Source organism: Actinoplanes missouriensis 431, from assembly GCF_000284295.1.
Lineage (GTDB): Bacteria > Actinomycetota > Actinomycetes > Mycobacteriales > Micromonosporaceae > Actinoplanes > Actinoplanes missouriensis.
The window spans coordinates 5,773,328-5,798,035 of sequence record NC_017093.1; the positions used below are offsets into that span (position 1 = coordinate 5,773,328).

At 72.1% G+C, this 24,708-nt stretch carries 17 protein-coding genes and 1 riboswitch; of the genes, 8 read left to right on the forward strand and 9 right to left on the reverse strand.

The window, feature by feature from the left end:
• Window positions 1–151: 151 nt before the first annotated feature.
• Entirely contained in the window at window positions 152–2,302 is a 2,151-nt protein-coding gene (locus tag AMIS_RS26705) for a VWA domain-containing protein (RefSeq protein ID WP_014445539.1), read from the reverse strand.
• A 36-nt stretch (window positions 2,303–2,338) separates the two neighbouring features.
• A riboswitch (cobalamin riboswitch) is annotated at window positions 2,339–2,509 on the reverse strand.
• Window positions 2,510–2,677: 168 nt separating this feature from the next.
• On the opposite strand from AMIS_RS26705, the gene AMIS_RS26710 reads away from it, so the two are divergent.
• Window positions 2,678–4,243, forward strand: a complete 1,566-nt coding sequence (locus AMIS_RS26710; RefSeq protein WP_014445540.1) for a gluconokinase — start codon at window positions 2,678–2,680, stop codon at window positions 4,241–4,243.
• 178 nt (window positions 4,244–4,421) lie between these two features.
• On the opposite strand, the gene AMIS_RS26715 is transcribed toward AMIS_RS26710, so the two are convergent.
• Complete coding sequence (locus AMIS_RS26715; protein WP_014445541.1) at window positions 4,422–5,705, reverse strand: citrate synthase; 1,284 nt, start codon at window positions 5,703–5,705, stop codon at window positions 4,422–4,424.
• 173 nt (window positions 5,706–5,878) lie between these two features.
• Here AMIS_RS26715 and AMIS_RS26720 point away from each other — a divergent pair, with 173 nt between their 5' ends.
• Window positions 5,879–6,688: a universal stress protein gene (locus AMIS_RS26720; protein WP_014445542.1), complete on the forward strand. Its 810-nt coding sequence runs from the start codon at window positions 5,879–5,881 to the stop codon at window positions 6,686–6,688.
• Between the two features lie 73 nt (window positions 6,689–6,761).
• Window positions 6,762–9,089, forward strand: a complete 2,328-nt coding sequence (locus tag AMIS_RS26725; RefSeq protein ID WP_014445543.1) for a putative bifunctional diguanylate cyclase/phosphodiesterase — start codon at window positions 6,762–6,764, stop codon at window positions 9,087–9,089.
• Between the two features lie 7 nt (window positions 9,090–9,096).
• Here the strand turns inward: AMIS_RS26725 and AMIS_RS26730 are convergent, their stop codons facing one another.
• On the reverse strand, window positions 9,097–9,720 hold the full coding sequence (locus tag AMIS_RS26730; protein WP_014445544.1) for a hypothetical protein: 624 nt from the start codon (window positions 9,718–9,720) through the stop codon (window positions 9,097–9,099).
• A 258-nt stretch (window positions 9,721–9,978) separates the two neighbouring features.
• On the opposite strand from AMIS_RS26730, the gene AMIS_RS26735 reads away from it, so the two are divergent.
• The 4 genes from AMIS_RS26735 to AMIS_RS26750 all read left to right on the forward strand — a co-directional run bounded on the left by AMIS_RS26735 (window position 9,979) and on the right by AMIS_RS26750 (window position 13,916).
• A complete protein-coding gene (locus tag AMIS_RS26735; RefSeq protein WP_014445545.1) occupies window positions 9,979–10,755 on the forward strand; it encodes an exodeoxyribonuclease III in 777 nt (258 codons plus the stop codon).
• Window positions 10,756–10,819: 64 nt separating this feature from the next.
• Entirely contained in the window at window positions 10,820–12,487 is a 1,668-nt protein-coding gene (locus tag AMIS_RS26740; protein ID WP_014445546.1) for a PP2C family protein-serine/threonine phosphatase, read from the forward strand.
• A complete protein-coding gene (locus AMIS_RS26745) occupies window positions 12,484–13,503 on the forward strand; it encodes a cobalamin B12-binding domain-containing protein (RefSeq protein ID WP_014445547.1) in 1,020 nt (339 codons plus the stop codon). The genes AMIS_RS26740 and AMIS_RS26745 overlap by 4 nt, the downstream gene beginning before the upstream one ends.
• A gap of 203 nt (window positions 13,504–13,706) precedes the next feature.
• The gene (locus tag AMIS_RS26750) at window positions 13,707–13,916 is read left to right on the forward strand and encodes a hypothetical protein (protein WP_231859094.1); all 210 of its coding nucleotides are present in this window, start codon (window positions 13,707–13,709) and stop codon (window positions 13,914–13,916) included.
• 192 nt (window positions 13,917–14,108) lie between these two features.
• Here the strand turns inward: AMIS_RS26750 and AMIS_RS26755 are convergent, their stop codons facing one another.
• From AMIS_RS26755 to AMIS_RS26770, 4 genes are all read right to left on the reverse strand, one after another.
• Window positions 14,109–14,858, reverse strand: coding sequence for a LamG-like jellyroll fold domain-containing protein (locus tag AMIS_RS26755; protein WP_014445549.1), 750 nt, complete (start codon window positions 14,856–14,858; stop codon window positions 14,109–14,111).
• A 68-nt stretch (window positions 14,859–14,926) separates the two neighbouring features.
• Window positions 14,927–15,307 carry a DUF6401 family natural product biosynthesis protein gene (locus tag AMIS_RS26760; protein ID WP_014445550.1) on the reverse strand — a complete coding sequence of 127 codons (381 nt, stop codon included), beginning with the start codon at window positions 15,305–15,307 and terminating at the stop codon, window positions 14,927–14,929.
• A 75-nt stretch (window positions 15,308–15,382) separates the two neighbouring features.
• Complete coding sequence (hrpA, locus tag AMIS_RS26765) at window positions 15,383–19,312, reverse strand: ATP-dependent RNA helicase HrpA (protein ID WP_014445551.1); 3,930 nt, start codon at window positions 19,310–19,312, stop codon at window positions 15,383–15,385.
• Between the two features lie 55 nt (window positions 19,313–19,367).
• On the reverse strand, window positions 19,368–20,432 hold the full coding sequence (locus tag AMIS_RS26770; RefSeq protein WP_014445552.1) for an LCP family protein: 1,065 nt from the start codon (window positions 20,430–20,432) through the stop codon (window positions 19,368–19,370).
• A 160-nt stretch (window positions 20,433–20,592) separates the two neighbouring features.
• Between AMIS_RS26770 and AMIS_RS26775 the strand changes: the two genes are divergently transcribed.
• Complete coding sequence (locus tag AMIS_RS26775; RefSeq protein ID WP_041830086.1) at window positions 20,593–20,961, forward strand: response regulator; 369 nt, start codon at window positions 20,593–20,595, stop codon at window positions 20,959–20,961.
• Between the two features lie 119 nt (window positions 20,962–21,080).
• On the opposite strand, the gene AMIS_RS26780 is transcribed toward AMIS_RS26775, so the two are convergent.
• Together AMIS_RS26780 and gsmA are read right to left on the reverse strand one after the other, a co-directional pair.
• Window positions 21,081–23,372: an ATP-binding protein gene (locus tag AMIS_RS26780; RefSeq protein ID WP_231859095.1), complete on the reverse strand. Its 2,292-nt coding sequence runs from the start codon at window positions 23,370–23,372 to the stop codon at window positions 21,081–21,083.
• Window positions 23,373–23,408: 36 nt separating this feature from the next.
• A complete protein-coding gene (gsmA, locus tag AMIS_RS26785; protein WP_014445555.1) occupies window positions 23,409–24,515 on the reverse strand; it encodes a sporangiospore maturation cell wall hydrolase GsmA in 1,107 nt (368 codons plus the stop codon).
• Window positions 24,516–24,708: the final 193 nt, after the last annotated feature.

Genomic DNA, 24,708 nt, shown 5'->3' on the forward strand with positions numbered 1-24,708 from the left:
TCTTCAACCCTTTTCTCTGTACGGGCGACGCCGTCCCGCCACCCCAAGCCGTCCCCGACAACCCGGCGACCCGGCGCGGGCCGGCTCGCTCCCCTCACCCACCGTCAGTGGTCCCGCTTCCCGCGTGCCGCTCCCCGCCTGCGTGCGGGGTTCAGGCCGCCCGGCGATACGCGCGGTCCGCCGGGGCGGGCGCCGCCGCGGAGCCGGGCACGACCGCTGCCTGCAACCGTTCGAGCGGCATCAGCTCGGCCTTCAGCGCCGTGGCAAGCCGTCCCGCAAGACCGAGACGGATCGGACCGGACTCGCAGTCGACGACCACGGTCGCGACCCCGTTCAGCATCGGCGCGAGCCGCAGCGGATCCGGGCCGCTGGTGGCCCGCCCGTCCGTGACAAACACCAGCAACGGCCGCCGGCGCGGATCACGGCGGCGTTCGGTCGCGATGGTCGCCGCCGCGGCGCGCAACCCGGCCGCGATCGGGGTCCGCCCACCGGTCCGTAGCGCCGCCAGCCGCATCACGCCGACCTCATGGCTGGACGTGGGCGGCAGCACCACCTCCGCGTCCGCGCCCCGAAACGTGATCATCCCGATCCGGTCCCGCCGCTGGTAGGCGTCCCGCAGCAACGACAGCACCGCCGTCTTCACGAGCGTCATCCGCTTCCGGGCCGCCATCGATCCGGACGCGTCCACGACGAAGAGCACGAGGTTCGCCTCCCGCCCCACGTGCACCGACTCCCGCAGATCCCGAGGCGCCACCCGGACCCGCTTTCCCGACATTTCGGAGAAGTCGGAGGGCGCCCGGGAGGCCGCCTCCGCGCCGGCTCGGTCCAGGGCGGCACGGAGCGTCGCCGGAAGGTGCGGGGCGCCGGCGAGCTTGCCGATCGGGGTACGGCTGCCGACCACCCGCCCGCGACGGGCGTAGGCCGGAGAGCGCCGCCCGGCATGACCACCCTCACCCCGGGCCGAGATGCGCAGTGTCCGCGTTCGGTAGGCCGGCCCAGCGGTCGCCGCCGCGCCCGCTTTGTCCCCCTGCGCGGCCTGCTCCTGCTGCCCTGAGTCGTCCCCTGCCTGCCCGGAGCCGTCCGCCGCCGCCCCGGAGCCGTCCGCCGCCGCCCCGGAGCCGCTCGCCGGACCGCCGCCGTCCCGCGGGCCCTCCGGTCCGCCACCGCCACCGCCGCTGGGTGGGCCGTCGCCGTCCGGGTCGTCGCCGTCGTCATCGGCCGGCCCGGAAGCCTCACCGGCGGACGACTCCGCCGCCTGACGCTCGGCCTCGGCCTCACGGAGGGCCTCCTGCTCGGCCTCGGCCAGGGCCTGTTCGAGCTTCTCCTCGTCGGTGCCCGGCGGGTCGAGCGGATCGGTGCGCCGCCGGTGCGGCAGGGCCAGCCGGGCAGCGTCGCGGACGTCGTCGGCGGTCACCCGGTCGCGGCCGTGCCAGGCGGCCAGGGCGACGGCGCAGCGGGCCACCACGATGTCGGCGCGCATGCCGTCCACCCCGTAAGCGAGGCAGACCCGGGCGATCCGGTCCAGCTCCGTGTCGGGGAGCCGCACGCCGGGGAGCTGGGCGCGGGCGGCGGCGATGCGGGCCGCGTACTCCCGCTCGGCCTCGGCGAACCGGGCGGCGAACCCGTCCGGGCCGGCCTCGTAGGCCAGCCTGCGGCGCACCACCTCGGCCCGCTGCGCCGCGTCGCGGGGCGCCGCCACGGTGACGACCAGGCCGAAGCGGTCGACCAGCTGCGGGCGCGGCTCACCCTCCTCCGGGTTCATCGTGCCGACCAGCAGGAACCGTGCCGCGTGCTTCACCGACACGCCGTCGCGCTCGACGTGCGCGCGGCCCATCGCGGCGGCGTCCAGCAGCAGGTCGACCAGGTGGTCCGGGAGCAGGTTCACCTCGTCGACGTAGAGCACGCCCCGGTGGGCGGCGGCGAGCAGGCCCGGCTCGTACGCCTTCACCCCGTCGCTGAGCGCCCGCTGCAGGTCCAGCGTGCCCACCACGCGGTCCTCGGTGGCGCCGACCGGCAGCTCGACGAGCCGGGCCGGGCGGGCGTCGGCGGGGCCGCCGATCGGGTGCGGGCCGTCCGGGCAGCCCGGATCCGGGGCGTCCGGGTCACAGGCGAACCGGCAGCCGCGTACCGTCGCGATGCCCGGCAGCAGGCCGGCCAGCGCACGCACGACGGTGCTCTTCGCGGTGCCCTTCTCGCCGCGCACCAGCACGCCGCCGACGGCGGGTGAGACCGCTGTCAGCAGCAGCGCGAGGCGCAGGTCATCGAGGCCGACGACGGCCGAGAACGGGTAGGGAGTTGTCACGAGGGTCCCCTTCTGCGCGGGTGTCCACGCCCGCACGTCAGCCACGAACGAGCGGCCGGAGTCTCCTGACTCCCGGATCGGCGATCACCGCGCCTTCCGGCCCCTGTCGAAGCCGTGGCTGTGCTGCGGGTCGCTCCCCGGTCACAGTGGCGGGACCGTCCCGGATTCGCACCGGGTTCCTCCGCTACCGCTCGCCGGTCACTCTTTCTCACCGGCGGGGTACGCGTCAACGCGAGCACCGGTGACAACGATCGCTCCGGCGTCCCGGGCGGCCCCGCGGGCAGCGGTCACCGGGGCGATGACGAGCGGCGCGCCGGGCCGGTACGAAAGGATGTCCGCCGGGTAAGGCGAAGGGCAGGACGAGGGAGGCCACGCATGGACGTTGTGATCGGCATCGACACCGGTACCACCGCCACCAAGGGCGTCGCCGCCGGGCCGCGCGGGGAGATACGCGCGCTGACCAGCGTGCACTACCCGCTGTCGGTGCCCGGGCCGGGTCGCGCCGAGCTCGACCCGGCGCAGCTGGTCGACGCCGCGGTGAAGGCGCTCACCGACGTCGCCGCCGCGTGCCGGGAAAACGGCGACCGGGTGATCGCGATCGGACTCAGCGCGTTCCTGCACGCGCTCGTGCCGATGTCCGCGGACGGCGAGCCGCTGGGCCCGCTGATCACCTGGGCGGACGGGCGCTCGGCCGGGCAGTGCGAGCAGATCGTCGCGGCCGGGCGGGCCAAGGTCCTGCAGGCGCGCACCGGCACCCCGGTGCACCCGATGTCGCCACTGACCAAACTGGCCTGGTGGGAGGCGACCGACCCGGACACCCTGCGGGGCACGCCCCGGTGGGGCGGGGTGAAGGAGCTGATCGTCGCGGCGCTCACCGGCGGGCCGTTCCAGGTGGACCTGTCGCTCGCCTCCGGCACCGGCCTCTACGACATCCACTCGCGCAAGTGGGACGACGAGGCGCTCGGGATCGCCGGGGTGCGCGCGGAGCAGCTCGCCGAGGTGGTGCCGACGACGACCCGGCTGCGGCTGCGGCCCGAGGTGGCGCGGGCGGCCGGGCTCGACGAGGCCGTTCCGCTGATCATCGGGGCCGCCGACGGTCCGCTCGCCAACCTCGGCGTGGGCGCAACCCCGGCCGGGATCGCGGCCGTCTCGCTCGGCACCAGCGGCGCGCTGCGCACGGTCGTCGACCGGCCGGCCAGCGACGAGGCGGGCCGGCTGTTCTGCTACGCGCTCACCGAGGACCGCTGGGTGATCGGCGGCGCGGTGAACAACGCCGGCTCGGTGGTCCGGTGGGCCGGCGAGAGTTTCGCGGCCGGGTTCGAGCGGCCGGGCGCCGAGGGCGAGGACGCCGACGAACGGGACGCGGCGCTGCTGGAGGAGGCGGCCGGGGTCCGGGCCGGCAGCGAGGGCCTGCTCTGCCTGCCCTACCTGCTGGGTGAGCGGGCGCCGTGGTGGCGTCCCGGTCTGCGCGGCGCGTACCTGGGGCTGCGCCGCGAGCACAAGCGCCCGCATCTGGTCCGCGCCGCCGTGGAGGGGGTGTGCCAGCAGCTCGCGCTGGTGCGGGACTCGTTCGAGGCGGAGGGGTACCCGGTCACCGAGATCCGGGCCACCGGCGGGGCGGCCGCGTCCGAGCTGTGGGTGAGCGTGCTGGCCTCGGCGCTCGATCTGCCGGTCGCGGTCGCGGACACCCCGGAGGGCACCGCGCTCGGGGCCTGCCTGCTGGCCCGGCACGCCCTCGGCGAGTTCCCCGACCTGGCCGAGGCGGCCGCTCTGGTCCCGATCAGCCGGCACACCCGGCCGGAGCCGGAGGACGCGGAGCTCTACCGGCGGCTGCGTCCGCTCGTGGAGGAGTCGGCCCTGGCCGTGCTCGACGTGGTGGCCGAGCTGGACCGGCTCGCGCCGGAGCCGCTGCCGGGCACGGAGAAGGCGGTCGGCGCCTGACCCGGCGGGCGGTCGCGGGGTGACCACGCGGCCGTAGCGAAAGACGCCGGACGGCCGGGAGCGGGCAGACGGCCGCGCGGCCTGCCGGGGACCGTCGGCGTGCGGGGAGCCCGAACGCGTACCGGGAAGGAGAAACGCCCTGCCGGAAGGGACCGGCAGGGCGTTGTCGCTCGGTGGGTCAGCGCTTGTCGAGCGGGACGAAGTCGCGGACCGGGGAGCCGGTGTAGATCTGCCGCGGACGGCCGATCTTGTTGGCCGGGTCCACCATCATCTCGCGCCACTGGGCGATCCAGCCGGGCAGGCGGCCGATCGCGAACAGCACCGTGAACATCTTGGTGGGGAAGCCCATGGCCTTGTAGATCAGGCCGGTGTAGAAGTCGACGTTCGGGTAGAGCTTGCGGGAGATGAAGTACTCGTCGGAGAGAGCGATCTCCTCGAGCTTGAACGCGATCTCCAGCAGCGGGTCCGGCGTGTCGAGGGTGGCCAGGACCTCCTGGGCGGCCTTCTTCACGATCGCGGCGCGCGGGTCGTAGTTCTTGTAGACCCGGTGGCCGAAGCCCATCAGCTTGACGCCTTTTTCCTTGTTCTTCACTCGCGTGACGAACGAGTTGACGTCTCCACCGTCCTTGCGGATCTGCTCCAGCATCTCCAGCACCGCCGCGTTCGCCCCGCCGTGCAGCGGGCCGGAGAGCGCGTTGATGCCGGCCGAGACGGAAGCGAACAGGTTCGCCTGCGCGGAGCCGACCAGCCGCACCGACGACGTGGAGCAGTTCTGCTCGTGGTCGGCGTGCAGGATGAAGAGCATGTCGAGGATCTTGGCGACCTTCGGGTCCACGTCGTAGGGCAGCGTGGGGAGGCCGAAGGTGAGCCGCAGGAAGTTCTCGACGTAGTCCAGCGAGTTGTCCGGGTACGGCAGCGGGTGGCCGATCGACTTCTTGTAGGCGTACGCCGCAATCGTCGGAAGTTTCGCCATCAGGCGGATTGCGGAGATATCAACCTGCTCGGAATCGAGCGGGTCGAGCGAGTCCTGGTAGAAGGTCGAGAGCGCGGTGACCGCCGAGGAGAGCACCGACATCGGGTGCGCGTCCCGCGGGAAGCTGGAGAAGAACGTGCGCATCTCCTCCTGCAGGAGCGTGTGCACGCGAATCTTGTCCGCGAAGTCGCGCAGCTCGGCGGCGCTCGGGAGCTCGCCGTTCATCAGCAGGTAGGACACCTCGAGGAAGGTGGACTTCTCCGCCAGCTGTTCGATCGGGTAACCCCGGTACCGCAGGATGCCCTGGTCACCGTCGATGTACGTGATCTTCGACGTGGTCGACGCCGTGTTCACGAACCCCTGGTCGAGAGTGACGTAGCCGGTCTCCTTAAGCAGAGCACTGACGTCGATGCCGCCCGGCCCGTCGACGGCCTCGCGTACCGACATCGACAGCTGGCCACCAGGGTGGTCGAGCTTGACATCCGTCATGTATTTCCCTCACTTCACCGGCAGATGTCCCAAAGATTTTGCCGTTCACCGTAAACCCTCAACCTGAATGGGTCATCAGGTAGCCATCTGTTGAGGCATTGGTCACCAGTACGTATGGGTCGTTGCACCATAGACAATGGTCGGTATATTGCGGCTTTGTTACGGGAGGACCGATGCCAGATCCTGTCGTGGTAGGCGTCGACGGCACCGCGTCCGGTCGCGCCGCGGTCCGGCTGGCCGCGCGGGAGGCCGTCTCCCGCGGGTGCCTGCTGAAGGTCGTCCATGCTTTCACCTGGGCCGATCCGGGCGGCGGTTACGCCTCGGCTCGTGGCGCCGCCTCCCGCTTCGTCGAGGAGGCGGTCGCTTTCGCCAAGCGTTCCACACCCGGCCTCGACGCGCGGGGACAACTGCTGGATGGACCACCCGGACGCGTGCTGATCACGCAGAGCCGCGCCGCCCGCCTGCTGGTGGCCGGCGGTGACGGGCTGGACCGACTGGGCGCCGGCTCGGTGGTGCGTGACCTGGTCACGCGCTCCTGGTGCCCGGTGGCCCTGGCCCGCGGGCACCGGCCGCCGACCGGGCCGGTGGTCGCGGCCGTCGACGGCTCGGAGTTCTCCCTGCTGGGGCTGCGGTTCGCGATCGAGGAGGCGGAGCTGCGCGGCTGTCCGCTGCGGGTGGTGCACGTGGTCGGCGCGCTCGGGCTGCGGGAGCGGGCCGACCGGCTGCTCGCGGCGGTGCCCGCGGAGCAGCGGCGGGTTCTGATCGGCCCGCCCGGGGCCGCCCTGGTCCGGGCCACCCGCCGGGCCGGGCTGCTGGTGCTCGCCCCGCGCGGCGCGGGTGGCGCCCGGCGGATCGGCGCGGTCGCCGGCGAGGTGCTGCGCCGCGGCGGCTGCCCGGTGGTCTTCGCGCACGGTCTCCGGGCGAAGGCTCCGGCACCGTCTCCGGAGCCGCCGGCAGTTCAGCAAACCTTGGTTGGCGAATAGCCCGGATTGCTACCGTTGATCCCAACATTGGTCTTCGGGAGGAACGCCCGGTGCTCTTCGGGAGGAATGCCCGGTGCAACCCGCACTCCCGCCCCTGATCGTCCGGCGGCTCTGGCAGGTGATGGCCGCCTTCGGCATCCTCGCCACGGCGCTCTACGCGCTCTTCCCCGACACGCTGATCAGCGTCCTCAGCTTCATCCTGCTCGGCATCGGGAGCCTCGCGGCCTGCTTCTTCGGCCCGCGCCGCTGGGGCGCCGAGCCGCGCATCGCCTGGCTGCTGATGGGCACGGCCGCGATCACCTTCCTGATCGGGGTGCTGATCCGGCCCACGGTCACCGAATGGCACATGCCGTGGCCGCTGCTCGCCGACGTCTTCAGCTTCAGCGGATACGTGCTGCTCGGCATCTTCCTGGCGATGCTGCTGCGCCAGCGGCAGAGCGTCGACCGGCACGCCGTGCTGGACGGCCTGATCGTCACGCTCTCGGTCGGCATGACCACGACGCTGCTCCTGGCCCTGCCCGCCGCGGCGATCACCGACCGGTCCGCCGTGCTCTCGGTGATCCAGGGGACCTATCCGCTCTTCGACGTGATGATCCTGCTGCTGATCATCAACCTGACCTTCACCGCGAAGACGTGGCCGTTCAGCCTGGTCGCGATCACGGTCACGATGCTGGGGATGTTCGTCGGCGACGCCGCGTACGCGATCGTCGGGGTGAGCGGGCAGATCTACGCCTCGCCGCTGTTCAACGTGCCGTTCCTGATCGCCTACACCGCGCTCGGCGTCGCCGCCCTGCACCCCTCGGTGGTCGAGCTGAGCCGGGCCGCGAAGGCGCCGGTCCAGGAGTGGGGCTGGCAGCGCCTCACCATGCTGGCGCCCGCCCTGCTGCTGCCGTCGGTGATGCTGCTGACCAACCGGACCCGCGACCCGGAGGCGCGGATCCTGGTCGCCGTGATCGGGGCGGCCGTCTTCGGGCTGCTGCTGTTCCGGGCCACCTCCGCGGTGGAGGCCCAGGTCGCGGCCCAGCTGCGCTCCGAGCACCAGGCCAGCCACGACCCGCTCACCTCGCTGCCGAACCGGGTCTCCATCTCGGCCGAGATCGAGCGCCTGGTCACCGTCGTCGACCCGGAGGGCCACGACCGGGTCTGGGTCTACATGCTCGACCTGGACGGCTTCAAGTGGGTCAACGACTCCTGGGGGCACGACACCGGCGACCAGCTGGTCATCGAGGTCGGCCGGCGGCTCCGGGCCGCGGTGGCGGCCGGGGTCCCGGTGGCCCGGGTCGGCGGCGACGAGTTCCTGCTCGCCTACGTCGGTGAGAAGGGCGGCGCCCTGCACCTGGTCGACGACATCCGCGGCTGCTTCGCCCGGCCGTTCCCGGTTCGCGACACCGAGGTGGTGATCAGCGCGTCGATCGGCATCTCGCACGCCGCCGGGGACGCCGCCCGCGCCGCGGTCACCGCCGAGGCGCTGATGCGCGACGCGGACACCGCGATGTACCGCGCGAAGAGCGAGGGGCCGGGCCGCTCCTCCATCTTCGACACCTCGATGCACGACCAGGTCCGGGAGCGGATCGAGCTGGAGGTGGCGCTGCGACAGGCGCTCGCCGAGGACCAGCTGCGCGTGCACTACCAGCCGCTGGTCCGGCTGGAGACCGGCGTCCCGGTCGGCGCCGAGGCGCTGGTCCGCTGGGAGCACCCGGAGCGCGGCGCGATCCCGCCGATGACGTTCATCCCGATCGCCGAGGACGCCGGCCTGATCGGCAGCATCGGCACCTGGGTACGCCAGGAGGCGCTGCGCCAGCTCGGCGTGTGGCGGTCCGAGGGCGTGGTCGGCGAGGACTTCTACCTCTCCATCAACGTGTCGCCGCGCCAGCTCAGCGAGCCGGAGCTGCCGCTCATCGTCTCCGGCGAGATGCTCCGGTACGGAGTGCCGGCGCACTGCGTCGCCCTGGAGATGACCGAGTCGGTGATGGTGGACGGCTCCAGCGTCACCGCGCGGGTGCTGTTCGAGCTGCGCGAGCTCGGCGTCAAGCTGCTCATCGACGACTTCGGCACCGGCTTCTCGGCGCTCGGCTACCTGCGCCGCTTCCCGGTCACCGGCGTCAAGATCGACCGCTCGTTCGTGATCGGTCTGGGCGCCAACGTGGAGGACGACGAGATCGTCCGGGCCGTGGTGGCGATGAGCCACGCGCTCGGCCTCAGCGTGATCGCCGAGGGCGTGGAGACCCCGCTGCAGCGCGAGGCCCTCTACGCGATCGGCGTGGTCAACGGCCAGGGCTGGCTCTGGGGCGCGGCGGTGCCGGCCGCCGAGTTCGCCGAGCGCTGGCACCACGCCGCGGTCGCCACACCGGAGATGCCGGCCATGGCGGCCCTGTACGGCCGCCACCGCCGGACGGAGTGAGGGCCTCCTAGCCCCGCCCGCCGCGGCGTTCCGGCAGGTTGCCGCGCTCGCGGAAGCCGCTGCGGCGCTCCGGGCGGACCGGGGTGCCGGGCGGCGGGAACTCGTACATCCAGAACGACTGGGAGTCCAGGCGGGTCGGCTGGGCCCGCCCGGCGACCCGGCCCAGGATCATCGAGATCATCCGGGGCAGCGAGTTGCGCTCCTCGTTGAAGGCGCAGATGTCGACGAAAACCTTGCCGTCGACCGCGCCGATCGCGCCGTACATCGACCGCAGCAGGCTGATGAAGACCCCGGTGCCCCGGGCGCCCGCCTTGGCGCCGACGAAGACCACGTAGAAGAGCCGGCGCTGCTCGAACAGGTCCGGCCAGTGGTACTCGAAGTAGTCCGGCGAGATCAGCGAGACCGCGTCCAGCTCGTTGGTCATCACGCCCAGCCCGACGATGCCGCCGTCGGCGTCGACCGCCACGTACTTGTCGGCGCGCTTGTCGGCCATCAGGGCGTCGAACTCGCCGCGGTACATCAGGTGCCGGTTGACCGCGAGAACCGCGAGGTCGGCGAAGGTGTCCCGGTAGAAGTCCCAGGCCTCGTCGGACATCTCCGCCGGTAACTCCGGCAACACGCGCACTTCCATGATCTCCCCCGTCGTCGGCAGATGCCTCTTCCGATGACAAACCTGTCAGGAGGACTGGTGCCGTGCGGGCAACTCCGGCATTATTCGCCTGCGGAAATCTGATGTGCGCCAGGTCACTGCCGATCTTCCGGGCACATGCTTCGGTCGCCGGGGAGGGGACATGCTCGCTGTGCTGCTGCTCGTGCTGATGGCCGGGCTCGCCGCCGCTCTGTTCACCGCGACGCGCGGACGGACCCTGGAATAGGGCAGGCTGGGTGGATGCGCTTCGCCACCTGGAACGTGAACTCGGTCAAGGCCCGCCTTCCCCGCCTGCTCGACTGGCTCGGCACCACCGCCCCGGACGTCGTCTGCCTCCAGGAGACCAAGGTCGCCGGCGACGGGTTCCCGGCCGGCGAGGTCGCCGAACTGGGGTACGAGACCGCGGCGTACGGGCAGGGCCGATGGAACGGCGTCGCCCTGCTCTCCCGGATCGGGCTGGACGGTGTGCGCCGCGGGTTCGACGGCGAGCCGCAGTTCGGGGGCGTGGCCGAGGCCCGGGCGATCAGCGCGGTCTGCGGCGGCATCCGGTTCACCTCGGTGTACGTGCCGAACGGGCGCACCCCGGACGACCCGCACTACGCGTACAAGCTGGAGTGGCTGGCCGCGCTGCGCCAAGCGCTCGTGCCGGACCTGGCGGCCGGGCCGGTCGTGGTGGCCGGCGACTACAACGTTGCGCCGACCGACGCGGACGTCTGGGACATCGGGGTCTTCGCCGGCTCGACCCACGTGACAGCGCCGGAACGGGCCGCCCTGGCGCGGTTGCGGGAGCTGGGGCTCACCGACGTGCCGGCGCGGGCCCTCAAGGGTGATCACCCGTTCACCTACTGGGACTACCGCGCCGGTATGTTTCATCAGAACAAAGGCATGCGGATCGACCTCGTCTACGCGAGCGCCGACGTCGCCGGGCGCGTCGAGGATGCCCTGGTGGACCGGGATGCGCGCAAGGGCAAGGGACCTTCCGACCATGCCCCGATCGTGGTCGACCTGAAGGACTGAGCCGGGAAGCACGTAGGCTGGAGTCGATACTGCGAGGCTCAACGGGGAGAGACGGGAGGGATGGATGTCAGCGCTCACGCCGGCCGGGACCGGTGAATCGCTGCAGATTCCGGCCCCGGTTCTGATCCGGGCGGCCCTGGAGGCCACGACCGAGGGCGTGGTGCTCTGCACCGCCGCGGACGGCATCGTGCTGTTCGCCAACGCCGCGGCCCGCGACCTGGCACCGGAGCTCACGCCGGGGCAGGCCGTCCCGTTCACCGGCGACTCGTTCCGCACCACGGCCGGCGGCCGTCATGTGTACGGGATGCGGCGCCGGCTGGACGACGGCCACGACGCCTGGTTCCTGCGCGACCACACCGAGGAGACCGAGCACGCGGCGGCGCTGGAGGTGGAGCGGGCCCGGTCGGCGTTCCTCGCCGAGGCGGGACAGCGGCTCTCCGCGTCACTGCACGTGCGGCGGTGTGCGCGGACCACGGCGGAGCTGGCGGTGACCCACCTGGCCGACGCCGCGATCGTGGTCATGCCCGGCGGGACCGGCGGGCAGTGCTCCTGGATCCGCCTCTCCCCCGGCCACGCGCCCGAGGAGGGCACGCTCGCCGCCCGGATGCTCACCGAGGTGCCCGGCCTCTCCGAGGCGCTCGACGGGTTCCCGCCGATCCCGAGCCGCTGGCTCGACCCCGGCCAGACGCCCGGCTGGCTCTTCCCGGCCGACCTGGGGCCGGTCGGCGCGCTGCTGGTCACGCCGCTGCCCGGCAACGCCGAGACGGCCGGCGCGCTGATCCTGGCCCGGCTGGGGCCGCAGAGCGCGTTCGACGCCGGCGACGAGTTGCTCGCCCGGGTCTTCGCGGCACGGGCCGGCGCCGCGCTCGCCGCCGCCATGCTCTACCAGGAGCAGGTCGACACCACCGCGGTCCTGCAGGCCGACCTGCTGCCGCCGGAGCTGCCCCAGCCCGAGGGCTTCGAGCTGGCCGCCTCCTACCAGGCCGCCCGTGACTCGCTGCGGGTCGGCGGCGACTTCTACGACGTGCTCGGACCGACGCCCGGTGGCAGCGACACCGTGATCGCGCTCGGCGACGTCTGCGGCACCGGCCCGGAGGCCGCGGTGCTGACCGGCAAGGTGCGCCAGACGCTGCGCGCGCTGCGGCTGGTCGACGTCGCCCCCGAGTCGATGCTGACCGTGCTCAACCAGGCGCTGCTGCAGTCCGGGCGCCGCTCCCGTTTCGTCACGCTGGTGGTCGGCTCGGTCCAGCGGGTCGAGCACGGCCGGGTGCGGCTCCGGCTGGCGAGCGGCGGTCACCCTCCGCCGCTGGTCCTGCGCACCGACGGTACGGTCGACGTCGTGCCCACCAGGGGGACGCTGATCGGCGTCCTCCCGGAAACGGTCGTCACCCCGGCCACGGTCGAGCTCTCGCCGGGCGAGCTGTGCCTGCTCTACAGCGACGGCCTCACCGAGGCGCGCGGCGGTCCGAGCGGCGACGAGCAGTTCGGCGAGGAGCGGCTGCACCGGCAGCTCGCCGGTTGCCTCGGCATGCCCGGCGCGGTGGTGGTGGAGCGGCTGCGCCAGCTGGTCTCCGACTGGCTGCACGGCGGGCCCAGCGACGACATCGCGATCATGGCCGTCCGCGCGCACACCCGGCCACCGCTGAGCCTGCGGGGCGGCGGGGCGCCGAACGCGTCGCCGTACCTGGTCTCCGCGCGGCGCGGCGACCGGCGCAGCCGGGCCCGGTCATGAGCGGGGTCGCCGTGCACGTGGCGCTCGACCACTACCTGGAGCTGATCGGCGACGGCGACGAGCAGGGCGCCATCGACGTCGCCGCCGCGCTGCTGGACTCCGGCATGCCCGCCCAGCAGGTGATCAGCGATCTGATCGGCGCGGCTCAGCGGCGGGTCGGCGAGCTCTGGGCGTCCAACGAGTGGGGCGTGGCGCGGGAGCACGCCGCGACGGCGGTGAGCGAGCGGGTGCTGGCCGCCGTCGGCGCCCGCACCGCCGTGCCGGCGACCCGCGGCCGGATCACCCTGGCCTGCGTGGACGGCGAGTGGCACGGGCTGCCCGCCCGGATGCTCGCCGAGATGCTGCGCCTCGACGGCTGGCGGGTCGACTTCCTCGGCGCCAGCGTCCCCGGCCGTCATCTGATCACCCACCTGCACCAGACCGGGCCGGACGCGGTCGCGCTGAGCTGCATGATCCCGACCCGGCTGCCCCGCGCGCACGCCGCGATCACCGCGTGCCGCGCCGCCGGGATCCCGGTGATCGCCGGGGGCCGGGGCTTCGGTCCGGACGGGCGGTACGCGCGACTGCTCGGCGCGGACGCGTGGGCCGCCACCGGGGAGGAGGCGGTGGCCCGACTGGCCGACGACTGGCCGCCGCCGTACGTCGCGGATCACCCGGGCACGTTCCTCGGTGACGAGGAGTACACCCATCTGGTCCGCTCCCGCCCTCAGCTGATCACCTGCGCGATGGACCGGCTGCCGGCGGTCTACCCGGAGGCCCACCACTACGACCAGGCCCAGATCGACGCCACCGCCGAGGACATCGGCCACATCGCGGACTTCCTGGCCGCCGCCCTCTACGTCGGCGACGAGGCGATCTTCACGGACTTCGTGGAGTGGACGGCCGAGGTGCTCTCCAGCCGGGGTGTCCCGCCGGGCGCGTTGCGGGTCGGGTTGCGGCTGGTCCGGGACCAGCTCGTGGACTTCCCGATGGCGATCAAGATGATCGATTCCGCGGTGGCGGGCCTCCCGCGATAAATCGATTGCGGCGGCGCGGCCGGGCGGATTACCGTCGGCGCATGCTGTGATGAGAACCGGTCAGCCCCTGTCGCGCCCTCTGTGTGCGCGGGCTGCCTGAAGTCCGGAGCCCCGGCCGGCCACAGCGTTGCCGACTGCGGCTTGACGTCTTCTCTTCTTTCTCCAGGAGCCGCTTCATGCCTGCAAAGCCCTTTTCTGTATCGATGAATGTCGATGAGCTAGCCCACGCGGAGATCGCCGCCGCGGTGCAGCGGACGACGACTGCCGCCGGGGAGGACCACTCCGCCGCGGAGATCGCGCACCACGGCGCCCGGGATCCGCGTCAGGCCGCCCGCGACAGGTCCGGCCGGGACCGCGCCGGCCGTGCCGCCGGCGCGTCCGGTGGCCGCAGCTACGCCTTCCGGCGCAGCTAGGAAACACGCGAACAAAAAGGCGAAGGCGGCCTCGGCTGCCTTCGCCTTTTCCGTGCCGGACCCCGCGCCGGACGCCGTGCCGGACCCGGGCGGGTCGCCGCTCACGCCATCCAAACGGGCGGGTCGCCGCTCACGCCATCCAAACGGGCGGGCCGCCGCTCACGCCATCCAAACGGGCGGGCCGCCGCACGCTCAGCCCAGCTGGACGTACACGTCGTCGATCTGGCCGTGGTACATGTCGCCGCCGTTCTGCAGGTTCGGCCCGCCGATCCGCAGCGGCATCGCGTTGTCCACGGCGAGGGTCGACGGCACCGTCACCCGAGTGCCCGCCGCGCCGTCCACCGACACGCTCAGCGCGGTCCCGGACCGCTCACACACAACGCGGTGCCAGTTGCCGTCCGCGACCGGCCGCGCCGACGTCGCGGTGAACTTCTGCCCGGTGCCCTGCGCCACCATCACGCACTGCGCCCGGCCGGCCTTGCCGCTGATCTGCATCTTCCACTGGCTAGCCGAGCTGGCGACGCCCTTCTGCATGACGTTGGCGTTGCCGCTGAGCTGGGCCTGCGTGATCCGCACGCTGGCCGCCCACTTGAAGTTACGGGCCCCCGGGTCGAGGTCGGCGTCGTCGGCGGCCTCGAGGAGCGCCTTCGGGCAGGTGGGGGACGTGGCCGCGCAGGTGCCCGGGAACGAGGCGACCCGTCCCGCGCCGATCGTGGTGAACGCGACGAGCCCGTTGTTGGCGCCGCGCACGGTCAGCGGGCCGCCACGCCCGGACAGGTCGGAGACCCGGCCGCCGGTGGCGCCGCCGTCGAAGTTGTACCGGGCCACCAGGCCGGCCGGGGGCACCTCACCCGGCGCGGCGACCGCGGCCGGGGCGGCGAGGGCCGCGACGGAAGCCGGCACGGCCAGCAGGGCCAGAATCGAGTAGTTGAGGATCCTCATGCAGAAAAAGATCGCTCATTCCCACCGGAATACGGCATAACACCCCGGTGAAGTCGACCGTTCGGGGGTCAGAGCACTGCGGCCTCGACCGCGATCAGGCAGACGCCGAGCAGCCGCAGCAGCGACCACTCCGCGTCCAGCCACGCGGCGGCGGTGACCGGGGCCTCCCCCGGCGCCGGCAGGGTCCGGCCCATCCGGGCGACGCCGGCCGCGATCGACCGGGCGTACGCGGCCAGCCCCTCCGCGTCCACCTCCCGGTCGGCGCCGGCGAGGGCGTCGCGGACCGCGGCGGCGTGCTGGTCGACCCGGGCCAGCAGGGCAGGCGAGGCGAACGCGGCGGCAAGGCCGTCGACACCGATCCGGGCCATCATCTCGTCGAGGTGGACACCGGCCGGGCGGACGGCGACAGCGGCGGCGAGCGGGGCGACAGCGAGGTTCTCGTTCGTCATGCGGAGGACACTAGGGCCCCGTGACCAGCAAGGACAGGTGGGTAACCGAACCGCACCCGGTGCGCACCGACCCTGCTAGAGAGGCAGCGCGTCCATCGCCTTGTAGATCCGTTTGTCCGATATCGGGTACGCGGTGCCGAGCGTCTGCGCGAAGTAGTTGATCCGCAGCTCCTCGATCATCCAGCGGATCTCGCGCAGCCCCTCCTCGGCCGGTCCACCCGGATGCGCCTCGGCCCGCAGCTCGCGGTACTCCGACTCGATCTCGTGGATCTGCGTGGTCAGCTGCCGGTCCCGCCCGAGCCCGCCGCCGAGCCGGTCCAGCCGGTAGACGATGCCCCGCAGGTACCGCGGCATGTGGTGCAGCTGCCGCCACCCGGTCTCGGTCACGAACCCCGGATGCACCAGGCCCTTGAGCTGCTGCCGGATGTCGGCGAGCGCGGGCAGCAGGGCCGGGTCGCGCAGCGTGCGCACCCGCTGCTCGACGTCGTACGCGGTGGCCAGCACCGCCTGCACCTGGGTCACCACGTTGGCGACCGCGTCGACCAGGTCCTGCCGGACGTGGTCGCGCAGCGACGCGAACTCGACCGACGACCAGACCGGGCCGCCGTTGTCGGCGACCAGCCGGTCGACGGCGGCGCCCGCGCAGTCGTCGAGCAGATCCGCGATCGACCGGTACGGGTTGGCGCGGGACAGCTCCAGCTTCGCCTTGTTGTCGAGCCGGCCGCCCAGGTACTTCGCGGCCGGGGGCAGCGTGAGCAGCAGCAGGCGGCGGGTGCCGGCGATCATCGCGACGCGCTGTTCCGGCTCGGTCTCGAAAACCTTCACGGCGATCGAGGTGCCCTCGTCGACGAGCGCCGGCCAGACGTTCACCTCGTACCCGCCGCGGGTCTGCGCGACCTTGCGGGGCAGCGCGCCGAAGTCGTTCGTGGTGATGCCGCGGCGTTCCAGGTTGCCGGCCGCCCGGGAGATGGTGGCCTGCACCTTGGGGGCGAGTTGCCGGCGCAGCACGTCGACGTCACGGCCCTCGGCGACCACCTCGCCGGCCTCGTTCACCACCCGGAAGTTCATCCGCAGGTGCTCGGGCACCTGGTCGGGGCGCCACGCGTCGGCGGGCACCACGGTCCCGCTGAGCCGGCGCAGCTCGGCGCCGATCGCGTCGGGCAGCGGGCCGCGCCGGGCCGGCACCCGGTCGAGGACCGCTTCGGCCCAGTCCGGCACCGGGACGAACGACGTGCGCAGCTGCTTGGGCAGCGCCCGGATCAGCGCGATCACGACGTCCTTGCGGAAGCCCGGCACCGACCAGCCGAAGTCGTCGGCGTCGATCTTGTTGATCAGGTCGAGCGGCACCTTCACCGTGACGCCGTCGGCGTGCGAGTCGGGATTGAACTCGTAGTGCAGCGGGAGTTTCACCCCGCCGGCCAGCCAGGCGTCCGGGAACGCGTTCGGGTCGACGGTGTCCCGGCCCGCGTTGACGACGTCCTCGCGGGTGAACGTCAGCAGATCGGGATCGTCCCGCCGCGCCTTCTTCCACCAGCCGTCGAAATGGCGCGACGACACCACGTCGGCCGGGATACGCGCGTCGTACAGCGCGTAGACCGTCTCGTCGTCGACCGCGATGTCCCGCCGCCGGGCGCGATTCTCGATCTCGGTGATCTGTTTCAGCAGCCGGTTGTTCTCGGCGTAGAACTTGTGGTGGGTCTCCCAGTCGCCCTCGACCAGGGCGTGCCTGATGAACAGTTCCCGGGAGACGACCGGATCCACTTTTCCGTAACCGACGCGGCGGCGCGGCACGATCGGCAACCCGTAGAGGGTCACCTTCTCGAAGGCCATCACCGCGCCCATCTTGCGGTCCCAGTGCGGTTCCGAATAGGTGCGCTTGACCAGGTGCGGAGCGAGTTTCTCGGCCCATTCCGGCTCGATCCGCGCGTTCACCCGGCCCCAGAGCCGGCTGGTCTCCACGAGCTCCGCGGACATCACCCAGCGCGGCTGCCGCTTGAACAGCGCCGATCCCGGGAAGACGGCGAACTTGGCGCCCCGGGCACCGAGGTACTCCCGTTTCTCCGGATCCTTGAATCCGATATGGCTGAGCAGGCCCGCGAGCAGGGCGGTGTGCACCGGCTGTGCCGCGACCCCCGCTTCCCAGTCCTCTTTCACCGACAATCCGAGGGTACGGGTGACCTGCTTCAGCTGCGCGTAGATGTCCTGCCATTCCCGGACCCGCAGATAGTTCAGGAATTCGCTGCGACAGAGCCGCCGGAACTGATTGCCGGACAGTTCCTGCTGTTTCTCGCGCAGATAACGCCACAGGTTCAGGTAGCTGAAGAAGTCCGATTCCTTGTCGGTGAACCGGGCGTGTTTCTCGTCGGCCTGCTGCTGTTTGTCGGCCGGGCGCTCACGCGGATCCTGGATCGACAGGGCGGCGGCGATCACCATCACCTCGGCGACGCACTCCTGCCGGTCCGCCTCGATCACCATGCGGGCCAGCCGGGGGTCGACCGGCAGCTGGGCGAGCTGGCGGCCCAGCGGGGTGAGTTTGCGGTCGGTGAGGGCGCCGAGCTCCTCGAGGAGTTTCACGCCGTCGGTGATGTTGCGCCGGTCCGGCGGGTCGATGAACGGGAACTTGGCGAGGTCACCGAGACCGAGATTGGTCATCTGCAGGATGACGCTGGCCAGGTTGGTCCGCAGGATCTCCGGCTCGGTGAACTCCGGGCGCTGCTCGAAGTCCTCCTCGGAGTAGAGCCGGATGCAGATGCCGTCGGAGGTCCGCCCGCAGCGGCCCTTCCGCTGGTTCGCCGACGCCTGGGAGACCGGCTCGATCGGCAGCCGCTGCACCTTGAGCCGGTTCGAGTACCGGCTGATCCGGGCGGTGCCGGGGTCGATCACGTATCGGATGCCGGGAACGGTCAGCGACGTCTCGGCGACGTTGGTGGCGAGCACCACCCGGCGCCCGGTGTGCCGCTCGAAGACCTTGTGCTGCTCGGCCGCGGAGAGCCGGCCGTAGAGCGGGACGATCTCGGTGTTGCGCAGGTCCCGCTTGGTCAGCGCGTCCGCGGTGTCCCGGATGTCGCGCTCGCCGGAGAGGAAGACCAGGATGTCGCCGTCGGTGGGGAGCTCGTCGACGGCCGCCGCGATGCCGTCGATCTGGTCGATCGGCTCTTCGCGGATCTCCTCGTCGTCCCCGATCAGCCGGGTGGTGACCAGCGGCCGGTACCGCACCTCGACCGGGTAGGTGCGGCCGGAAACCTCGATGACCGGGGCCGGCGTCCCCGCGGCGTCCGCGAAGTGCGCGGCGAACCGCTCGGTCTCGATCGTCGCCGAGGTGATGATCAGCTTGAGGTCGGGGCGCTTCGGGAGCAGCTCCCGCAGGTACCCGAGGATGAAGTCGATGTTGAGGCTACGCTCGTGCGCCTCGTCGATGATGAGCGTGTCGTAGCGGCGCAGCATCCGGTCGTTCTGGATCTCGGCGAGCAGGATGCCGTCGGTCATCACCTTGATCATGGTGTCGTCGCTCACCTGGTCGGTGAACCGCACCTTGTAACCGACGGTGGCGCCGAGCGGCCGGTCCAGCTCCTCGGCGATCCGCTCGGCCACGGTGCGCGCCGCGATCCGGCGCGGCTGGGTGTGGCCGATCTGCCCGCGCAGGCCCCGGCCCAGCTCCAGGCAGATCTTGGGGATCTGCGTGGTCTTGCCGGAGCCGGTCTCACCGGCCACCACCACGACCTGGTGGTCGCGGATCGCCGCGGCGATGTCGTCCTTGCGGCCGCTGACCGGCAGCGCCTCCGGGTACGTCACCCGGGGCACCCGCGCGATCCGGGCCTCCAGGCGCAGCCGGGCCTGATCCACCTCGGCGGCGATCTCGGCGAGCGCGCCGGATCGGGCGGCGTCGTCGCGGATCCGCCTGGTCCCCTCCAGCCGGCGCCCAAGGCGGTGTTCGTCGCGGGGAAGGAGCTCGGAGATCCGGGAACGCAGCTCGGCTACGGCCGGAGTGGCAGGCGAAATCGACATGGCGTGGCAAGAATAGGCGGTACCGGTGCCGAACGCCCGGTGATTAACGCCGCCTTCAGGAGCCCGGCGCCGCCTGTCCGGGGTTCTCGGCCAGCCACTGCTGCACGGTGTCGTCGGCGACCGCCTTGAACAGCGACACCGACAGGTCCGGGTCGAGCTCGACCGCGCTGCCGGCCGGGGTGTCCAGGCTCGCGCCGGTGTCCGGGACGGTCAGGTAGTCGATGTTGTCCGGCCGCAGGTCGCGGACCTTGAAGGCCAGGTCCCGCAGGTCGAGGCGGTCGTCCACGGTGAGCGCCTCGGCCGCGATGCCGAGCAGGCTGTCCAGCTTGAGCGGGTTGGTCATCGCACCGCTGGACTGCACCTTGGCGACCAGCGCCTTCACCACGAGCTGCTGGTTGCGCATCCGGCCGAAGTCGCCGCCCTCGACGCTGTAACGCTGGCGGACGAAGTCGAGGGCCACCTCGCCGTTCATGTCGTGGCAGCCCGGCTCCCAGACCCGGCCGGTGTGCAGCGACGTCACCTTGGCGTAGGTGCAGACGTTCACCCCGTTCACGGCGTCGACCATCTCGCGGATGCTGGCGAAGTCGGCGATCATCGCGCCGTCCAGCGTGATGCCGGTCAGCTTCGTCACCGTCTCCGCGGTGAGCGGCGCCCCGCCGAAGGCGAACGCAGAGTTGATCTTGTTCTTGCCGCCCTTCCACGAGCCGCCGGCCGGCACCTCCACGTAGCTGTCCCGCGGGATCGACATGAGCGTCGCGTGGTCCCGGTTCTTCGAGATGTGCAGCAGCATGATGGTGTCCGAGCGCTCGCCGATCGGGCTGGTCTCGTCCGGCTCCTCGGCCCGCGAGTCGGAGCCGAGCAGCAGCAGGTTGAGCGGGCCGGAGTCCCAGTTCTCCTCGGACCTGGCGACGTCCTCGGCCGACCGGGAGGGCAGCAGCGACTCACGGGAGACCTTGTTGTCGTACCGCTCGTAGAGGTAGAAGCCGGTGCCGGTCAGGCCGCCGGCGATCACGAGCAGCAGCACCCCCAGAACGATCAGCGCCTTCTGCCAGCCGGCCAGCTTGCGGAAACCCGCGAATCGGCGGGGCTTCACCGGCTCAAGATCGTTCTCTGCGTCCACCAGGACACCCAACCGAAGGGCTGAGCGAAGGTCATCAACCGTTCAGGTGGAACTCGCCAAGAAGCGGTGGAAATCGCCGTTTCCCGGCGCGCCCTGGCTCGGTATCCCCACCGACAACGAAGTCGGCCCCTACGCGGGTGAACAGGGAACGAGGCGCGCTGTGATCGTAGTCGCGGAGGATCACGAGGACATCCGGTACGTGCTCAAACGGTCCCTGGAGCGTGCCGGTCACCGGGTCGTCGCGGCCGCCGACGGCGCCGCCGCCCTGGAAGCGGTCCGCGAGCATCGGCCCGACCTGGTCGTCACCGACGTGGACATGCCCCGGATGACCGGCCTCGACCTGTGCCGGGCGATCCGGGCCGACGACGACCTGCGGCACATCCCGGTGGTGGTGGCCAGCGGGTCGCTGCTGCCCGGCGACGAGTCCGCCGAGGCCGCGGGCGCTTCGGCGACGCTGCTCAAGCCGTTCGTGCCGGCCCAGCTGCTCGCCCTGATCGCCAGGCTGCTCGATCCCGCCCCGAGGGCCTGACCCCGCGCGACCTGAGCACCACCGCGCGACCTGAGCACCACCGCGCGACCTGAGCGCTGCCGCGCAACCCGGGACCGCCGAGCGACCTGAGCACCACCGCGCGACCTGAGCGCTGCCGTTCAGTCCTGGTGCTGGCGCTCCTGGCGCGGGGCGCGCCGCGGGCGTTCCTCAGCCGGGTGCGGCGCCAGTCCGAGGCCGGGCAGCTGCGCGGCCTCGATGATCGCGGCGCGTTCGGCGAGAGCCCGCTCCAGAGCCGCGCGCACGGCGGCGTCATCGCCGTCGTCGTGGTGAGATGTATCGGTCATGTCCGCCTCCTCGGCGTGCGGCAGGGTGAAGTAGAAACGACTCCCCCCGCCCGGGTTGTCGGTGACACCGATCTCGCCGCCGTGCCGCTCCACGATGCGGCGGCAGATCGCCAGGCCGAGGCCGGTGCCGGCGTATCCGGCCGCCTCCTCGGTCCGGTGGAACGTCTCGAAGACCTCCGCCCGGTCCTCCTCCGGGATGCCGATGCCGTCGTCGGCGACCTCCACCCGTACCCAATGGCCGGGGGTGAGGGAACCGGTGACGTCGACGCGCGGCACCGTGCCGGGACGGACGTACTTGATCGCGTTGCCCACCAGGTTGTCCAGCACGTGCCGGACCATCCGGGCGTCGGCCCGGACGCACGGCAGCGATCCGACCGACCAGCGCACCTCCCGATTCCCGGCCCGTTCCTCGATCACCTCGCGGGCCAGCGGCTCGAGGTCGACGGCGGCGAGCCGCAGTGGCGCGTTGCGGGCCGTGGTGTACGCGAGCAGCGTCTCGATCATGGTGTCCATCCGGTCCGCGGCCTGCACCATGCGTTCCAGGCGGGACCGGGCCGGGCTGTCGGCGGGCAGCTCGTCGAGCGCCAGCTCGGCGTGCCCGCGAGCCGCCGCCAGCGGCGCCTTCAGGTCGTGCGCCACCACGCCGGCGAAGACCCGCAGATCCGTCTCGTAGCGGCGCAGATCGGTGATGTCCCGGAACACGGCGACCGCGCCGCGCAGACCGGCGCTCGGGTCGAGCGGCCGACCGTCCACGCTGATCAGCACCCCTTCGGGCCGCTGGGCGTTCCGGATGACGATCTCCACGCCGTCGGAGGACTCGCCGTTCAGGGCGCGGATCAGCGGCATCTCCTCGACCGGCAGCGGCGTGGTCCCGTCCGGCCGGAAGGCGCCGTAGTGCTGCTGCCACTGCTGCGGATGGTCGTTCGCCTCGGTGGTGCCCATCAGCCGCTTGCCGGCCGGGTTCTCCAGCAGGTTCCTCCCGTTCTCGTCGACCACGCTGACCCCGTCGCTGATGCTGGCCAGCACCGCGCCGAGCAGCCCGGCCTGGCGGCGGCTCTCCGCCTCGGCCGCGCTCAGCTCCGCGGTGGCGACCGCGACCTGGTGCCGGGCCCGGGCACGGCCGGTGGCCAGCACGTGGACCAGCCAGGACAGCAGCGAGGTGAGCACCAGCCCGCCGACCAGGATGAGGACCGGAAGCTGGCCGCCGGCGCCCGGCAGCCGCCCGTAGTCGGCCCGGGTGACGAGCGTCCACGTCCGGTCGCCGACCGGGAACCCGGAGCTGCGCCGCAGGTCCGGATCGCCCGGCACCGACCAGTCGGCGATGGTGACCTGCGATCCGTCGCTGTCGGTGGCGATCAGATCCCCGGAGATCTGGCCCTGGCTGATCGTGTTCAGCACACCGGAGAGGAAGTTGCGCCCGCGCAGGCCGAGCACCATCCAGCCGCGGAACTCCGGCGTGTTGGCGCGGGTCCAGATCGGGGCCACGAAGACGAACGACTGCTGCTGGGCGGAGACCGGCTTGTCCCGGTCACGGAGCAGGACGTACGTGTCGGAGACCGTGGTGGCGTGGATGCGGCGCGACTCCTCGAGGGCGTCCATCAGCTCCGGAGCGTTGCGAAGGTCCACGCCACCCGGCGTCGCCGTGGCGTCCGCGAGAGGGCGTACGAAGATCGAGAAGAAGTGCTCGGGGCCGCCGCTCTCCGGATGCAGGGTGAGCCCGTCCGCTCCCCGCGCGCGCCAGAGGCGCTGCGCGGTGGCGATGTCGGCGGTGCGGACCGGCGCGACGAACGCCATCGCCGCCGCGCCGAACAGCTCGGCGTCCTCCAGCGGCGCGCTGGCGACGTCGAAGTCCTCCCAGGTGAGCTCGTTCTGGGTGGCGACGCCGGCGGCGAGCGCCTCCAGCAGCTGGCGGTACCGCCCGATCTCGGTCCGCACCGCCGCGAGGGCCATCGCGTGCCGCTGATCCATCACGCGTTCGGCCCGGTCCCGCTGCGCCGCGTGGAGCCCGGCCGCCACCAGCACGGTGACCAGCAGTCCCGTGAGCAGCATGCCGGTGGCGAGGAGCGGGCCGGCCACCCGGCGTTCTGAACCCCAACGTCGCCCCACCAGGAAAAGCGTAGGACGCGGGCCGGGGTTCGGTGCCTACTTCCAGGTGTCGTACCGGTAGAGGTCGTAGGTCTTCATGATGCCGGTGACCTTGGCGACGTACTTCGGGTCGGTCGCGTACCCGGCCTTCCAGATCTGCTCGATGAACTTGTCGGCGTTCCGGGTGTGGGCGAACGCCGGGGTGTACCGCTTGTTGACCTTCAGGAAGTGGCCGTGGTCGCGGAACGAGCGGGCCATCGTGCTGTAGGTGCGGAACGCGTCGGCGGTCTGGAAGCACTTGCCGGCCTTGGTGCACTCGGTCGTCGTGTAGACGTGGCAGCCGGTGGCGTGCGGGCCGTACGCGCCGTTCTGGCACTTGATCCCGAAGAAGTTCTTGTCGGCCGACGACAGGCCGCTGCGGCCCCAGCCGGACTCCAGGATCGACTGCGCGATGGTCACCGACGGCGGCACGCCGTAGTCGCGCCAGCCCTGCTGCGCGCCGGGCGCCGCGGCCGCGATGAACTCGGCGGGCGTCAGGATCGGAGCGGGCGCGTCCGGGCACGCCGTCAGCGTTCCGGACAGCATGTACGCATGCGAGATGTACCGCCCGTCGGACAGCCTGTCCCACTGCGCGGTGGTCCGGACCGTCCCGGTGACCTGGGTGCCCTGCGCGGAGCAGACCAGCTGCACGACGGTGTTGTTGGCCAGCATGCCGGCCGTGGCGTACGAGGTGAAGGGGCCGCTGCGGGTGTTCACCGGGCCGTCGGTGGTGCGGACCGTGCCGGTGACGGTCTTCGGCGTCTTCGGCGTCTTCGGCTTTTGAGCCGACGGCGGGCACGCCGGGATCTTGGCGCTGGTCCGCACGTAGCTGTGCGAGATGTAGGCGCCGCTGGTCAGCCTGTCCCACACCTTGGTGGTGCGGACCTTCCCGCGTACGGTCGTCCCGTTCACCGCGCAGGCAACCGAGATCTTCGCGCCGTCCTTGACCGTTCCGACGATCGTCGCGGCGGTGCTCGGTGCCGACCGGGTCTTCAGGGTGCTGCTCACGTCGACGGTCGCCGGGAGCCCGCCCGCGTACGCGGCGCCGGGCGCCATGCCGAGCCCGGTCCCGGCGGCGAGCACCAGCGCGGCGCCGGTGAGCAGTCGTCGGGTCGTGTGCCTCATGGAAACGTCTCCTTCGTAGCGGGCGGCGTCCGTACGAAGGTCCCGGCCTCGTGGTGCGGGCCCGGATTCCATCAGGGTGCGGCTGCGTTGCCGTGATGTGCCGTGAGTCCTCTGTGGCCGGGGTGACAGGTGTGCTTGAGAACCCGCGCGACGGGGAAAGCCGTGTCGGCATCACCCGCCGCACTTGGAGGTC